This is a genomic window from Pseudoalteromonas sp. SG43-5, from assembly GCF_014164345.1.
In the GTDB taxonomy this organism is placed as follows: Bacteria; Pseudomonadota; Gammaproteobacteria; order Enterobacterales; family Alteromonadaceae; genus Pseudoalteromonas; species Pseudoalteromonas distincta.
The window spans coordinates 53066-68274 of sequence record NZ_JACJFA010000003.1; the positions used below are offsets into that span (position 1 = coordinate 53066).

A 15209-nucleotide genomic window follows, 5' to 3' on the forward strand; every position below is an offset into this window, starting at 1 on the left:
ACCTACACACGGGAAATCAACATTATGACTAAGCTTCGCCTTTCGAAATTAACTGGAGCGGTAATTTTAGCTCTAGGTGTTTCTACAAGCGCAATGGCTGCTGATACTTCATCTGCAATGCGTGGTAAAATTACGACGCCTTCAGGTGGCAGTGCTGCAAACGTTAAAATCAAAGTAGTTCACCAACCAACGGGAACTATTAGCGAGCTAACTACAAACGAAAGTGGTACGTTTATCGCTAATGGCTTACGTGTAGGTGGTCCTTACATGGTTATCATCGATTCTGATAAGTTTAATGATACAACTGTTGAAAATATCTATCTAAATCTGGGTGAAACATACCGCTTAAGTTCGCAGCTTGCTCCGCTAAACATTGAAAAAATTGAAGTGTCTGGTTATAAAATCGTTCAGCAATCTGGTGGCTCAAGCAGCTCATTTGGTTCTGATACTATTGAAAATATGCCAAGCTTTAACCGCGACATTAAAGATATTGCGCGCTTAAACCCACTTGCCAGTATTAATGGTAATGGCGAGCTAACGTTTGCAGGTAGTAACCCGCGTACCAACGGTTTAACAGTTGACGGTATTGGTCAAAATGATGACTTTGGCTTGAACTTTGGTGGCTACCCCACTTCTCAGCCTCCTGTAGCACTTGATGCTATTGAACAAGTTTCTGTTGATGTATCTCCTTTCTCAGCTTCTAAAGGTAACTTTGGTGGCGGTACTATTAATGCAGTAACAAAATCTGGTACAAATGAGTTTAAATTCTCTGGCTTTTATGAAATCTCTACTCCAGAGATTGCAGGCGATGTCGATAGCATTGTTCAAGAAGATGACCTTGATGAGCTAGGTCATAAAACTTATTCTACAAATAAAGTAGAGCCGATTAAAACTGAAGAAAGATTTGGTTTTAACGTTGGTGGCGCAATTGTTAAAGACGAACTGTTTTATTTCGTTAACTATTCAGAATGGTCAAGCGAATTAGATCTTGATTACGGCTTTGACGGCTCTGGTGCAGCCAACGAATTTAATACTTCTGAAGCTAACTATAACCGTTTCATTTCTATTTTAAATAATGAATATGGCTTGACTGATTCATTAGCAGGTGCGCCAGAAGATACAAATAAAAACCTGTTAGTTAAGCTAAGCTGGAACGCAAGTGATGACCATCGTTTAGATTTTACTTACCAATGGCAAGACGATCAAGATGAGCGTAACACTAGCACCGGTGGCGATAATATTGTACTAACATCGAACACCTACGCCTACGTAACGAAGTTCAATAACTTTTCAACAAAGCTTTACTCTGATTGGACTGAAGATTTTTCTACTGAAATTGGTGTGTCGTATAAAGATGTTACCTCTGATAGCGCAACTCGCTCAAATCTAGGTAGTATTTCAGTTGATGAAGATGGTCGAAATGGCCCTTCTTACAACTTTGGTACAGATCAATATCGTCATGCTAACCGCTCTGAAACGCAAAATTTAACTTTTACACTCGATGCTACCTATTTAATGGATGAGCATGAAATAAACTTTGGTGCTCAATATGAGTCACTTCGTTTATATAACTTATTTGCTGAAAACTCTCTTGGCACGTGGAAGTTTGATAGCTTAGAAAATTTTGAAAACCGTGAAATTGGTTCTTATGATTTCTCTTATCAGAATGCTTACACTAATGATTCAGCTGATACGGCATATGATGTAAGACGCAATCAACTAGCACTTTACATTGAAGACACTTTTTATGTAGGTGACGATTTAGAAGTTACAGCAGGTGTTCGTTATGAGCGTTTATCATCAGATGATAAACCAACTCTAAATGAAAATTTTGCGAATACGTATGGCTTTACTAACCAAGAAAATCTAGATGGTCTAGACATTATACTTCCTCGCGTTGGCTTTAAATACTACGTAACAGAAGCCCTTACTATTAACGGTGGTATTGGTCGTTTCCAAGGTGGTATTCCAAATGTTTGGTATAACAACTCATTCCAAAGCGATGGTATTACATTAGTATCTGCTCCTAACGATGTAATTAACGACTACTATGCAAATAACACTGCCGATATTACTCAGGTGCCTAGTGAAATTCAAAATTCATTAGAACAAGGTGCTGGTAGCGTTGCTTATATCGACCCTGATTTTAAATTGCCTTCAAGCATTCGCACCCAAATAGGTTTTGAATATGAGTTTGATTCTGAACTATTAGGTGATGGCTTTAAATGGCAAGCAGAGATTGCTTATCATAAAAAAGAGAATGAGGCGGTATGGCATAATACATCTATTAACCCAATCGGTATTGCAGCTGATGGTGAACGCGTTATAAATGAAACTATTTATAGTGGCTCTTTAGCTGATAACGCTGACATAGAAATGACTAATTCATCGGATGATGGTCGTTCAATTATTATTTCAACGGGTATTGCTAAACAATGGGACAATGGCCTGTTTGTATCGGCAAGCTATGCACACCAGGATGTTACCGAGTCATCAGCCGGTTCAGCTTCTCAAGCGGAAGGCAACTACAAGCATAATATTACAGTAAATCGTAATGAAGATATTGCAGCACGTGGTTTTTACGAAGTTGAGCACAGCTTTAAAATCAACTTAGCATATAACACAGAGTTTTTTGAAGGGTATGCGACTAAGTTTAACGTGTATTTTGAACGTCGTTCAGGTCGTCCATTTAGTTATACAATGAACATGTATAAAGACAGTGATTTGGGTGATACGAGTAGTTTCTTCAGTAATGGTGCTTACTTACCATATATACCTACAGGTGCTGATGATCCAAATGTAAACTGGGATGAATCAGGTATGACTTGGGCTGAGTTAGAACCATTACTAGAGCGTGCTGGTATATCTCAGCGTGGTGGTATTTTAGGTAAAAATACAGCAACTCAACCTTGGGTTACTACGATGGACGTTAGCATTAAGCAAGAAATACCAGGCTTTGCTGAAGGTCACACTGGTGAGGTTTATCTAATGATTGATAATTTCGCAAACCTTCTAAACAGCGACTGGGGTGTAGAAAAACGCTTAGGTTACTCTAACCAAACTATTTATGACTTTGGTGGCCTTGATGACCAAGGCAGATATAAAATAGACAACAGCTTTGGCGGTGCAGATGTGCGTAATTACTCACAAATCAATTCATCGTCATCAGCTTGGCAGGCTAAAGTTGGTATTAGCTACAAGTTTTAAGTCTTAATAGGTAAGTAATAACACATTAAGTTATTTGTTAACAAAACCCATTGCAAAATTGTGATGGGTTTTTTGTTTTTCACACCCCAATTTCACATGTTTGTCATAAAGCCCACGTAATATATACCCCGATATAGAGTTATTGCTCAAAAAAACACTCAAATAGACAAAAATAGTACTATTTATTAAAAATATATTGCAGTTGTATTTTATTTGTAACGAATAAATAAGGTACACTAGTAACGGATTTTGAATAAATGAACTTTAACTGTTTATTTTGAAAAATTTTAAAATAAAAATATAAAAATTTAATTAATAACTACACGGGAAAATTAAATGAAAACTCAATTACGCAAAACAGCTCTTTCACTTGCTATTGCAGCATGTGTTGGTGTAAGTGGCGCTGCAATGGCTAACGAAACGTCATCATCTGTAAAAGGTCAAATTACAGGGCCAAATGGTAGTCCTGCGGCCGGCACTAAAATTACAGTCATACACGTCCCATCAGGTTCAACAAAAACGACAACAGTGAATGAAGCTGGTAGCTTTTCAACTAAAGGGTTACGTGTTGGTGGTCCATACAAAATAATTGTAGACTCAGATAAATTTCAAGATACTGAGCTTGAAAATATTTATTTAACACTAGGTCAAACCTATCCAGTTACTGTTGCTTTGAGTTCAGAACAAATGGAGCAAATTGTTGTAACAGGTGCACCTATTAGTTCTCAATCTGGTGGTACAGGCCCTGCGTCAACATTTTCATTAAGTGATTTAGAAAACAAACCAGCCATCAATCGCGATTTAAAAGATATAATCCGAGCAGACCCTCGTATTTACATTGACGAAACAAATGCTGGCGCGATTAATTGTGGTGGTGGTAACCCTCGATTTAACAGCCTAACCCTTGATGGCGTTCGCATGAACGATAACTTTGGTTTAAATTCAAGTGGTTACCCTACAGAAAGAATCCCTTTTTCTTTTGATTCTATCGCTCAAGTTGCAGTAGAGCTTGCTCCATTTGATGTTCAGTACGGTGGCTTTACATCATGTAACATCAATGCAGTAACTAAATCTGGTACAAATGAACTTACTGGTGGTTTCTTCTATGATTACACTAATGACTCTATGTCTGGAGATTCAATTAAAGGTAATAAGCAGGATCTAGGCGATTACTCAGAAAAACGTTATGGCTTTAATGTAGGTCTTCCTCTTATAGAAGATAAGTTATTCCTATTTACATCATACGAAAAATTAGAAGGCGCAGAGATTTTTGAGTACTCACCTTTTGTAAATGGTCGTATAGATCAAGCGACTATTGATCGAGTAACACAAATAGCGATTGATAACTATGCATACGATCCAGGTTCTTTAATCCCAAGTATGCCTGTTGAAGATGAAAAAATCTTAGTGAAGTTAGATTGGAATATTAATGATTCCCATCGAGCAAGCTTTATATACAATTACAATGATGGCTTTGCAATTTCACAATCAGACACTGGTTCAGAGAGTTTAGCTCTGTCTAACCATTTCTATGAACGTGGTGCAAAGTTAGAGTCTTATGTAACTTCATTCTACTCTGATTGGACTGATAATTTTTCTACTGAAATCCGTGTAGGATACTCAAAGCTTGATAATCGTCAAAACTCTATTGATGCAGCATCAGGCTTTGGTGAATTTCAAATCAACACAGGTGATGTAACTGTTTACCTTGGCCCGGATGATTCACGTCAATCAAACAAACTTAATTACGATAACTTATCGCTTAAACTTGCCGGTACTTATTACCTAGAAGAACATGAACTTTCGTTTGGTTACGAACGTGAAGAATTAGATGTTTTCAACTTATTTGTTCAGCATAGCCAAGGTGAATACCGTTTCAGTTCGATCGATGATTTTGAAAATGGTGTCGCACGCGTTTACTATGGTAATGCTGCAAGCCAAAATCCAGATGATGCTGCTGGTGAGTTTAAATACGCTTTAAATACATTATATGCTCAAGATAAGTTTGATTTAGTTGACTACGATGTAACATTTACTGTTGGTCTTCGTTATGACTGGTATACAAGTGATGATACTCCAACATTCAACCAAAATTTTGAAGACCGCTATGGTTATTCAAATAGTCAAAATCTCGATGGAGTTGATTTATTGCAACCTCGTTTAGGCGTTAACTGGATTTACAATGACCAGTTAGAGCTGCGTGGTGGTATTGGCCTGTACTCAGGTGGAAATCCAAATGTATGGATTTCTAACAGCTATTCTAATGATGGCGTGCGCAACGTACAAGTAAATCAAAGAAACATGCAAATTCTTGGAGCTGATGCTGTACCATTCAATGGTAGTGGTTTACCTGGTTATGATATTCCTCAAAGTTTATATGACACAGTTGGACTAGGTGGTGCAGATGCTGATGTAAACGTTACTGACCCTGATTTTGAAATTCCATCAGAGTGGAAGTTTTCATTAGGTGGTACCTATATCACTGAAGATAACTATGTATTTAACGTAGATTATTTATACACTGATAAGAGAAACTCAGCGATTGTTCAAAATTTAGCATATGAACAAACTGGAACGGCACCTGATGGACGCCCTATTTATAATGGTGGTTCAGACTTCCTGTTAACAAACGTTGATGGTGACGATGCATACTCTCATATATTATCATTTGGTATGAGTAAATCGTTTGATAATGGAATTGATCTATCTCTTTCATATGCTTATACAGAGTCTAAAGACGTACATCCAATGACTAGCTCTGTGGCATTCTCTAATTACCATGGGATTGCTGTTTCTGACTCAGAAAACCCAGGTGTTGCTACATCAAATTATGAGATTCCACATCGCTTCACGATGTCATTAGCTTATAGCTATGAGCTATTTGACGGTTATGACACTAAATTTAACTTATTTGGCCAAGCATCGAAAACATCGCCGTATTCTTACTCATTCGAAAATGAAAATAATTTCACTTTTGGATATAATGATAATGCTCGTCAGTTACTGTACATTCCAAACGTTGATGATAGCCTAGTAACTTACGGACCAGATTTTGACCTAGCTGGATTTAATGAATGGATCGGTAATGAAGGCCTTAGCCGTGGTGAGATACTTGACCGAAATAGCATTGATGGCGCATGGTGGGTTACTTTTGACTTAAAAGTAGAACAAGAGTTTGCTGGTTTTAAAGATGGCCACAAGGGCGCAGCTTACTTCACTATTGCTAACATTGGAAACATGCTCAATGATGATTGGGGCGTTCTTGAAAGTGGTTCTTCACTTCAAAGTGCTGTGACAGCAGATATTGTTGATGGGAAATATGTCTACAATAACTTTAATAAACCTGCTGGAGATAGCATAGAAGTTAATCCTTCACTTTGGGAACTTCGTGTAGGTATTAAATACGATTTCTAATTTAGAAATGTAACCTAAAACATCTTTTAAAAGCCCACTTTGGTGGGCTTTTTTATGCCTTTAATTTGTTATTTAACTTCTCAAAAATACCCACTAACACTTCGTATTCTTCGTTGGTTAAAGTATTCAGTAATTGTTTTTCCCAATTCAGTGCATCGGGTGCTATTTGCTCATATAAGTTTTGCCCTGCTTTGCTCAGTACAAGTAAGGCCGCGCGTTTATCTTGTGCATTTAACTCACTTTTCACTAAACCTTTATCTATTAAAACTTTTACCGCACGCGACACTGTCGACTTGTCCATATTTGCTTGCGTGCATAAATCCTTTGCGTTGCTCTGACCATACTGCGCTAAATTAGCAAGTATTCGCCACTGCGGAATATTTAAACCATATTTAGTTTGATAAACCTCGGCAAAGTCATTACTTATACGTGTTGCTACATTCGTTAATTGATAAGGTAAAAACGTTGCTAAATCAATTTTCATTTTTAGTTATCCCAGCTTTATAAGGCTTACTTTAGTGTTCATTAATATTTACACGGATGCGTAGTTGCACATTTGATATTAGTCTCACTTGAGAGTATCTTAACTGAAATAAAAATAATATTAAACCAACCCCCCTCTCACAGGAGTCAGTAATGGCAACACAATTAAGTTATATGACCGGTTTTGGTAATGAATTTGAAACACAAGCGCTACCCGGTGCACTGCCAATAGGACAATTTAGCCCACAAAAAGTTAAATACGATTTATACACAGAGCAATTTAGTTCGACTGCATTTACGGCTCCTCGCGCTTCAAATCGTCGCACTTGGTTTTACCGCCTTCGTCCGTCTGTAGTGCAAGGTGATTACCAAGCAATTGATAATGGCCTAATAAGAACAGCCCCAATCACTGAAGCCGTAACACCACCAACAATGCTACGTTGGAATCCTATTGATATGCCTTCACAGCCTACTGATTTTATTGATGGGTTAGTAACGATGGCTGCTAATGGCAGTGCTAATGGGCAATCTGGTATTGGCATTCATGTATATGTCGCTAATCAGTCAATGCAAGGGCGTTACTTTTGCAATGCCGATGGCGAAATGTTGTTTGTCCCTCAGCATGGTGAGTTATTAATTCACACCGAGTGCGGTAAGTTAAGCATTAAACCAGGTGAAATTGCTGTAATTCCCAGAGGAATTAAGTTCTCAGTTGACTTAATTGATAATACAGCCCGTGGTTATATTTGTGAAAATTATGGCCATGCGTTAGAGCTTGCAGAGCGAGGACCTGTTGGTGCAAACGGTTATGCCAACGACAGAGACTTTCAATACCCTGTAGCGGCCTTTGAAGATAAAGAGGGTGACTTTGAGCTTGTTTCTAAATTTAACGGTAATTTATTTAGCTGTGAAATTAAGCACTCTCCTTTTGATGTGGTTGCATGGACGGGTAATAGTGCGCCCTATAAATACGACTTATCGCGTTTCAATGTAATGAATACAGTGAGCTTTGATCACCCCGATCCTTCTATATTCACTGTACTAACCTCTCCTTCTGCTACTGAGGGTATGGCAAATGTCGATTTTGTGATATTTCCACCGCGTTGGATGGTAGCCGAAAATACATTTCGCCCGCCGTATTATCACCGCAATATTATGAGTGAATTTATGGGCTTAATTGAAGGTGTGTATGATGCAAAAGAGCATGGTTTTGTACCTGGTGGCGCAAGTTTACACAATTGTATGTCGCCACATGGACCTGAAGCCGACGTATTTGAAAAAGCCTCAAACACTGAGCTTACACCACAAAAATATGAAAACACATTGGCCTTTATGTTTGAGTCGCGCTATATAATTTCACCGACAAAATATGCATTAGAAGGTAAAGAGCGCCAACCAAATTACACCGATTGCTGGCGTACTATTAAAAAACAATTTACAGGTGCAGAGGATTAGTTATGAAATTATACAGCTACTTTCGCTCATCAGCGGCTTATAGAGTGCGTATAGCGCTTAACTTAAAAGCAATCGATCATGAACTTGCTATTGTTAACCTTTTAAAATCGGAGCAGCTTGGGGAGGAATACTTAGCAACTAATCCCCAAGGGTTACTACCTGCACTTGAAACCGATGATGGTGTTTTAGCGCAATCGCTTGCAATACTGGAATGGCTTGATGAAACTTATCCGCAATCGCCATTAATTACAGGGACTGCGTGGCAAAAGTCGCAAATAAGAAACTTAAGCTTTGCCATTGCTTGCGATATTCATCCTGTTAATAATTTACGCGTGCTGAAGTACTTATCAAACGAATTAGGTGTTGATGACGAGGCTAAAAATAAGTGGTATCGACATTGGATAGAAGTGGGTTTTGAAAAAATAGAACTGATGCTAAACAAAAATAATGGCTACTGCTTTGGTAACCAACCAACACTTGCTGACATTTGTTTAGTGCCGCAAGTATTTAATGCAATTCGTTTTAACGTAGATATGAGCGCTTATCCAAAAATTGCAGCCATTTACGAGCATTGTAATAAATTAGCTGCATTTAATGACGCTGCACCGCAAAATCAACCCGATGCAAATTAAGCTAATTTAGATTAACTTTGTAGCGCGCTATGAATAACCGTAACGTGCTCAATTAAATCTAAGCCCAGATCAGTTAAATATCCGCCATCTGGGCTATCTATAATCCCTTTTTCAAATAAACGTTGCGCTGCGCTAAGTAAGCTTGGCTCTGCGTCTGAATGTAATTTAATACCCTGCATTTTACTGTCGCGAGGAAACTTTGCTAATAGTGTGAATTCTTCGATCATTGTTTGATTAAATTGCATTGTGTGCACCTTTTTATTGTTCTGTGAATAACTAAATTTATACTTAAAATCACTTTGTGTACTTTACACTAGCACGTTTTTTAGCTTAATGTATTATTTTTAACCCTCCCTATTTAAAGGCCTCTAATGCGTAATTTTTTAATTCTATGCTTTTGTTTTAGCAGCTTATCGTATTCAATACTTAGTGAAGCAACAACGCTAAAAACCCATTCAATTATTGATGTAAACCAGTTTGTAAATGAAGAAGCTAACTGTTGGTACGACAACAAACGCTATAGCGAAGGGGCATTAATACAAGTTCACTCTTTTACACTCTTGTGTGGTGCTAAAACACCCCAACACAGTAACAGCCAACTCATTTGGCTTAAAATAGATAAGCAAGGTAATGCTATTTACCCAACAGCTCCTAAAACAATCACTGTGAATTAGCGCTAAAAGCTGATTTAAGCTACAATGCATGCAGTTTAAATAAGTAGTATGGCTATGAATAATCAACCTAAAAACCCTTTACATGGGGTAACATTAGAACAAATACTTGTTGAGTTAGAGCAACGACTTGGCTGGAGAACACTTGGCGAACAAGTAAAAATTAAATGTTTTACTGATCAACCCAGCATTAAATCGAGTTTAAAGTTTTTGCGTAAAACGCCTTGGGCTCGCGATAAAGTGGAAGCACTTTATATTCACACTATAAATAACAAACCTATTCGTAGACCAAAAAGTGCACCAAGAGAAACATCTTCTCAAGCGCCGGATACAACAGGGTTTGTTTGGCCATCAATTAAAAAATGATGTAAAAAAGGAGCTAATTTAGCTCCTTTTTTGATTATAACAAACGCGATTTATTGCTCTTTGCAAATCACATTTAATGAAGCCGGCTCAATAGTAATAACTAGTTTTTGAGCGGTTTTAACTTCACCATCTAGTACGTACTTAAGCTCTCCTTCGCCAGTAACCTCTACTCTTTTGGCATTTGTATGGTGCGAGTTTATAGCTAAATGTGTTTGCGTTAAGCTACTAAACATCAGCTCTGCAATACTTAGTACTGTGGTTGAATCTTCATTATTTGGTGTTAACCAATTTATATCGAGTAGCCCGTCACTATGATCAGGTTGCCCGCCACCTTGAGCCAATAACGTTGTAAAAGGCGCAGCATTGGCCACAATAAAACTATTAGTACATATTTCTTTTGGCTCATTATCATCGAGTTTTACTTTAAGTAACTGCGATTTTTGCTCGCCAAACGCTTCAAAAAAACCATTTAAATAGGCAAGTTGCCCCGACTTATTTTTCGACTCTCTATCTGCTTTTTCTATCATTGATTGCTCAAAACCAATACCCGCGAGCAGTAGTACTAATTCATTATTACAATAAGCAGTATCTATTATGCTTGTTTGACCATCTATAATTAAGTCACAAGCCTGTTCAACAGGAATAAATTTAGAGGTAATACCCATCAATACATGCGCAAGGGCGTTTGCAGTCCCCATAGGGATGATGCCTAGTTTACATTGTGTATTTACAAGTACGCTTGCAACTTCGGCCACCGTACCATCTCCCCCGCATGCGATAATAATATCCGGATTTTGCGCAATTTCCTGTTTAGCCAGCTCAATACCGTTAACTTCTTTTGTAGTAGTGAGTACTTTCAGATCGTAATAATCCGATAGCCGCGCAACAATTAAGTGCTCTTTTTCTTCCCATAATCGTGTACCAGATACAGGGTTTGCAATTAAAACGGCTTTGTTTTTAATCAGTAATTCGCCTTTTTTATGTCGCTTAGCTAAATGGCGAAGTTGATGCTTATTTAAATTTGCGGTTTCGCGGGTTTCTTTTATTTGTGCAAGTACTTCATGCACATCTGCATTTTTGTTTTGGCTCAATAAATAAGCCGCCATGACAAAAACAGAGCGCCCACGCCCTAAAGCACAGTGAACGACTACGCGATGGTCTTCTTTAATATGGTGATGAATCCAATTAATAGCCTGATTTAACTGAGAATGGGTAGGAATACTATGATCGAGCACCGGAATGTTTAAATAATTAATATTCTCTTGTGTTGAACTCCACTCGAGTCCGTCGAATTCACACGTAACATCTAAAATCGCCGTAATCCCGTTATCTTTTAATGTGTCTATATCTGAGGGAAATAATCGGCAAGCTAAAAATAGGTTTTCGTTTATTTGTTGAATGGGCGGCACTTTATCGCGCTTACGTGACCAGGCATTATAAATTTGCACACCGAATAAAAATGGCACAAACGCCCACCGTATATAAAATGGGATCACCCCATTTTCACGCTTTCTAAATATTTTTGCTGTATTAAAAATATACGCGGTACTCACTAATAAAAGTGACAGCGCAGTCCAATAAAAAACAATAGCAAAATAGACAGAGTTCACTTCCCAACCAATAAAAATAAGCAGTAGTGCTAATAGTAAATAACTAATTGCAGCCCACATAGTCTCTCCTTTGTGAAAATAATGCCGATTTATAATCTTAATTTAAACGGCTTTAAGTAGTCTTTTGCAAATATCACGCCATATAAATGCCATTTAAAATTCAAACGCGAACAATAGGCCATTGATATATATAGTAATTAATAAACTAAAATCTACTACAGACCGCTCTTTGTGCATTTTTTACAAACATGTGAATAAATTATACTTACACGTCTAAATTTCAAACACTGATCGATTATTGCTTGTACTTACGTATAAAGCAGCTAATCTAAAAGGCAATTAAATTTTTTTGCATCCAAATCACACCCTCAACCGTTTACTCAATGATAATAAGAAAAACAGGACCCCTATGGATAATGATGATTTACTCCCTCTTTTGTGCGCAACAGCACAAGGAGACAAAAATGCTTTCTCAAGTTTATATCAACAAACTAGCGGCAAACTTTTTGCTATTAGTTTAAACATGCTCACAAATAGAGCCCATGCTGAGGAAGCACTACAAGATGCTTTTATAAAAATTTGGCATAACGCATCTGAGTATAATGCTTCAAAAGGCACTGTTATAAGCTGGATGATAAGTATAGTAAGGTATAGAAGCCTCGACTCGCTGCGCTATCACAAAGTACGAAAAGAGCAGTCGTTAGGCGATGACGAATATGAGAATGAAAGCATCGACGTTACTTACGATGAAGAAACAAAACTGGTTAATTGTATCGAACAACTTGAGCCGCAACAAAAACAAGCTATTCACTTAGCTTATTACAAAGGGCTGAGCCATAGCGAGTTAGTGGATCATATCGAAACGCCATTAGGTACGGTTAAAAGCTGGATCAGGCGTGGGCTCATGCAGCTACAAAGGTGTTTAACATTATGAATTATAATAAACCCGAACTATTAGACGCACTTGCTGGGCAGTATGTGCTTGGCACACTTAGAGGGCTTGCCCGTAAGCGTTTTCAGCGTCTGTTACTTAACTCAAATCAAGCACGTGAAGCAACAATTATGTGGGAGCAAAACCTAAATAACTTGGCCAGTGCTATTACACCACAAACGCCACGTGACGATGTATGGATAAATATACTACAGCGTATTGAAAACCAAATACAACCCACCAAAACGGTGATACATACTAAGCCTTCTATTTGGCGTACATGGTCTTTTGTTGCAACAGCTGCATGTATTGTTTTAGCCTTTTTGATTATTCAACCTTCTACTAATGTTGTTCAAACACAACAAATTGCCTTGGTTCAAAATCAAGACAAGCAATCATTGTGGTTTATTGATGTAAGCGAGCAAGGGCTTTCAATTAAAGCCAGTAGCCAATTGGTTGCCCAAACCAATAAAGATTACGAGCTGTGGATGATTTTAAAAGGGCAAGATGCACCTATTTCATTGGGTTTACTGCCCAAGCAAGGTAGCAAGATATTATTAAAAGATAACCGTTTTAACGCAAGTGATATTGCATTACTAGCAGTGAGTTTAGAACCTATTGGTGGTTCACCAAATGGATCACCAACCGAGGTGTTATACACTACAGAACTTATACTCCTGTAGCTCTACTTTTATAGCCTTTTATTAGCTGCTTACATTAAGCAGCTAACCTTTCCTTAAAGTTTTTAACAAAAAATAAAAACATTTTAACTTTTTTGCATCCATACTGAACTCTCACCCGTTATTAACTACGACTTCAATCAAAACTAAAGGACAAAGTCATGAAAGCTTTAACTCCATCAATACTCGCAGTAGTAGTATGCAGTACGTTTATAAGTGCACCAAGTGAAGCGTCTAGCCACAGAGAAGCGCCAAATATAAGCCGTTTCCCGACTTTAGATTCTACCGATTTTTATGTATTTAATAGTTACGAGCAAGGTCGTGATGATTACGTCACATTAATTGCTAATTACATCCCGCTGCAAGATGCATACGGCGGTCCTAATTACTTTGCAATGGACCCAGATGCTACTTACAGCATTCATATAGATAACGACGGCGATGCTGTTGAAGATATTACATTTGCGTTTAACTTTAAAAGCATGCTTCCTAATGATAACCAAGGTGTGCAATTAACTGTTGGACCTGAAGGTAATCAACGCACCGTGTCTGTACCGCTTAAAAATGTAGGCGGTGTATCTGCCGGAGATAACAGCGCTGCAAATTTTAGCGAATCATACACAGTAAGCATGATAAGCGGCGCGCAGCGTACTGGCGAAACAACGCTATTAAATAACACTGCATCAAACTCCAGCAAATTTTCTAAACCGCTTGATTATGTGGGTAATAAAACATTTGGTTCAATGAGCGATTATCAAACTTATGCTGACCAATTTGTGTATCAGGTTTCAATTCCTAACTGTGAGAGCATGGCACAAGTTTTTGTAGGACAGCGTAAAGACCCGTTTGTAGTTAACCTAGGTAAAACATTTGATTTAGTAAACTATGTACCTGTAGAAGGTGATAGCGCCCCTGGTGCTGGTGACGGCGGTGGTTTTCCAGGTGGTATAACGCAATCAGCTGATAATGACGACCTTGCAGATAAAAACGTAACATCAATCGCTATCGAAATACCTAAAAGCTGTATTGTCGGTGAAGGTAACGGCGTAATAGGTTCGTGGACAACAGCAAGCTTACCTCAAGCACGTGTATTAAACCCCAATGCTAAATTTGCTAATAATGCGGTAAACGGTGGTGCATTAACTCAGGTTTCACGCCTAGGTAGCCCGCTTGTAAATGAGCTTGTAATTGGCATTAAAGACAAAGACACATTTTCTACTGCGCACCCTAAAGACGATGCACAATTTTTAGATTATGTATCTCACCCAGCACTACCTGAGTTATTAAACATTTTGTTTAAAGATGCTGTTAATACGACCCTTGGCGCAAACTTAGAAACACTGGCACCCACTAACTTCCCGCGTACTGATTTAATCACTGCATTTTTAACGGGTTTTGCTGGCGTTAATCAGCAAGCAACTGTAACACCTTCAGAAATGCTGCGTTTAAATACAGGCATTGCAGCAACAGCGCAAGCTGATCAATCTGCATTTGGTGTAGCGGGTAATGATTTAGCCGGCTTCCCAAATGGTCGTCGCCCGGGTGATGATGTGGTTGATATTGCACTTCGTGTTGTGATGGGTCGTTTATGTCATCCGATTCCTGTAAATGGTGAAGACACTGATTTAGGACTTTGTGCACCAGAGGATGCTAATACAGGCACAGTGCCATTTACAGACGGCGCACCTATTGATGCAACAATGATGGACTCAACATTCCCATACCTTGCAACACCACTTGCTGGCTCTAAATAAGGAGTA

At 38.3% G+C, this 15209-nt stretch carries 12 protein-coding genes; 9 read left to right on the forward strand and 3 right to left on the reverse strand.

Annotation, left to right across the window (positions count from 1 at the left end; all coding sequences use genetic code 11):
- The first annotated feature begins 24 nt into the window (after positions 1-24).
- Both H5161_RS04350 and H5161_RS04355 read left to right on the forward strand, forming a co-directional pair.
- Positions 25-3207, forward strand: coding sequence for a TonB-dependent receptor (locus H5161_RS04350; RefSeq protein WP_182197301.1), 3183 nt, complete (start codon positions 25-27; stop codon positions 3205-3207).
- 336 nt (positions 3208-3543) lie between these two features.
- Positions 3544-6621 (forward strand): TonB-dependent receptor, encoded by a 3078-nt coding sequence (locus H5161_RS04355; RefSeq protein ID WP_182768764.1) that lies wholly within the window; start codon positions 3544-3546, stop codon positions 6619-6621.
- Positions 6622-6673: 52 nt separating this feature from the next.
- Here H5161_RS04355 and H5161_RS04360 read toward each other — a convergent pair whose 3' ends face one another.
- Complete coding sequence (locus tag H5161_RS04360) at positions 6674-7105, reverse strand: MarR family winged helix-turn-helix transcriptional regulator (RefSeq protein WP_182768765.1); 432 nt, start codon at positions 7103-7105, stop codon at positions 6674-6676.
- Positions 7106-7257: 152 nt separating this feature from the next.
- Here H5161_RS04360 and hmgA point away from each other — a divergent pair, with 152 nt between their 5' ends.
- Together hmgA and maiA are read left to right on the forward strand one after the other, a co-directional pair.
- Positions 7258-8559, forward strand: a complete 1302-nt coding sequence (hmgA, locus tag H5161_RS04365; RefSeq protein ID WP_182768766.1) for a homogentisate 1,2-dioxygenase — start codon at positions 7258-7260, stop codon at positions 8557-8559.
- Positions 8560-8561: 2 nt separating this feature from the next.
- Complete coding sequence (maiA, locus tag H5161_RS04370) at positions 8562-9191, forward strand: maleylacetoacetate isomerase (RefSeq protein WP_182768767.1); 630 nt, start codon at positions 8562-8564, stop codon at positions 9189-9191.
- 11 nt (positions 9192-9202) lie between these two features.
- On the opposite strand, the gene H5161_RS04375 is transcribed toward maiA, so the two are convergent.
- Positions 9203-9436, reverse strand: a complete 234-nt coding sequence (locus H5161_RS04375) for a TIGR02647 family protein (protein WP_007375551.1) — start codon at positions 9434-9436, stop codon at positions 9203-9205.
- A gap of 126 nt (positions 9437-9562) precedes the next feature.
- Between H5161_RS04375 and H5161_RS04380 the strand changes: the two genes are divergently transcribed.
- Both H5161_RS04380 and H5161_RS04385 read left to right on the forward strand, forming a co-directional pair.
- Positions 9563-9865: a DUF1496 domain-containing protein gene (locus H5161_RS04380; RefSeq protein ID WP_182768768.1), complete on the forward strand. Its 303-nt coding sequence runs from the start codon at positions 9563-9565 to the stop codon at positions 9863-9865.
- A 54-nt stretch (positions 9866-9919) separates the two neighbouring features.
- Positions 9920-10228, forward strand: coding sequence for a VF530 family DNA-binding protein (locus H5161_RS04385; RefSeq protein WP_024591820.1), 309 nt, complete (start codon positions 9920-9922; stop codon positions 10226-10228).
- A gap of 50 nt (positions 10229-10278) precedes the next feature.
- On the opposite strand, the gene H5161_RS04390 is transcribed toward H5161_RS04385, so the two are convergent.
- On the reverse strand, positions 10279-11898 hold the full coding sequence (locus H5161_RS04390; RefSeq protein ID WP_024591821.1) for a diacylglycerol kinase family protein: 1620 nt from the start codon (positions 11896-11898) through the stop codon (positions 10279-10281).
- 349 nt (positions 11899-12247) lie between these two features.
- On the opposite strand from H5161_RS04390, the gene H5161_RS04395 reads away from it, so the two are divergent.
- The 3 genes from H5161_RS04395 (at position 12248) to H5161_RS04405 (ending at position 15203) form a co-directional block, all read left to right on the forward strand.
- Positions 12248-12772 (forward strand): sigma-70 family RNA polymerase sigma factor, encoded by a 525-nt coding sequence (locus H5161_RS04395; protein WP_154902902.1) that lies wholly within the window; start codon positions 12248-12250, stop codon positions 12770-12772.
- On the forward strand, positions 12769-13452 hold the full coding sequence (locus H5161_RS04400; protein ID WP_182737507.1) for an anti-sigma factor domain-containing protein: 684 nt from the start codon (positions 12769-12771) through the stop codon (positions 13450-13452). The genes H5161_RS04395 and H5161_RS04400 overlap by 4 nt, the downstream gene beginning before the upstream one ends.
- 158 nt (positions 13453-13610) lie before the next feature.
- Positions 13611-15203 (forward strand): DUF4331 domain-containing protein, encoded by a 1593-nt coding sequence (locus H5161_RS04405; protein ID WP_182768769.1) that lies wholly within the window; start codon positions 13611-13613, stop codon positions 15201-15203.
- The last annotated feature ends 6 nt before the right edge of the window (positions 15204-15209 follow it).

Coding starts and splice junctions, on each gene's coding strand:
- H5161_RS04350 (WP_182197301.1), top strand. CDS start 25: ATGACTAAGCTTCGCCTTTCGAAATTAACTGGAGCGGTAATTTTAGCT.
- H5161_RS04355 (WP_182768764.1), top strand. CDS start 3,544: ATGAAAACTCAATTACGCAAAACAGCTCTTTCACTTGCTATTGCAGCA.
- H5161_RS04360 (WP_182768765.1), bottom strand. CDS start 7,105: ATGAAAATTGATTTAGCAACGTTTTTACCTTATCAATTAACGAATGTA.
- hmgA (WP_182768766.1), top strand. CDS start 7,258: ATGGCAACACAATTAAGTTATATGACCGGTTTTGGTAATGAATTTGAA.
- maiA (WP_182768767.1), top strand. CDS start 8,562: ATGAAATTATACAGCTACTTTCGCTCATCAGCGGCTTATAGAGTGCGT.
- H5161_RS04375 (WP_007375551.1), bottom strand. CDS start 9,436: ATGCAATTTAATCAAACAATGATCGAAGAATTCACACTATTAGCAAAG.
- H5161_RS04380 (WP_182768768.1), top strand. CDS start 9,563: ATGCGTAATTTTTTAATTCTATGCTTTTGTTTTAGCAGCTTATCGTAT.
- H5161_RS04385 (WP_024591820.1), top strand. CDS start 9,920: ATGAATAATCAACCTAAAAACCCTTTACATGGGGTAACATTAGAACAA.
- H5161_RS04390 (WP_024591821.1), bottom strand. CDS start 11,898: ATGTGGGCTGCAATTAGTTATTTACTATTAGCACTACTGCTTATTTTT.
- H5161_RS04395 (WP_154902902.1), top strand. CDS start 12,248: ATGGATAATGATGATTTACTCCCTCTTTTGTGCGCAACAGCACAAGGA.
- H5161_RS04400 (WP_182737507.1), top strand. CDS start 12,769: ATGAATTATAATAAACCCGAACTATTAGACGCACTTGCTGGGCAGTAT.
- H5161_RS04405 (WP_182768769.1), top strand. CDS start 13,611: ATGAAAGCTTTAACTCCATCAATACTCGCAGTAGTAGTATGCAGTACG.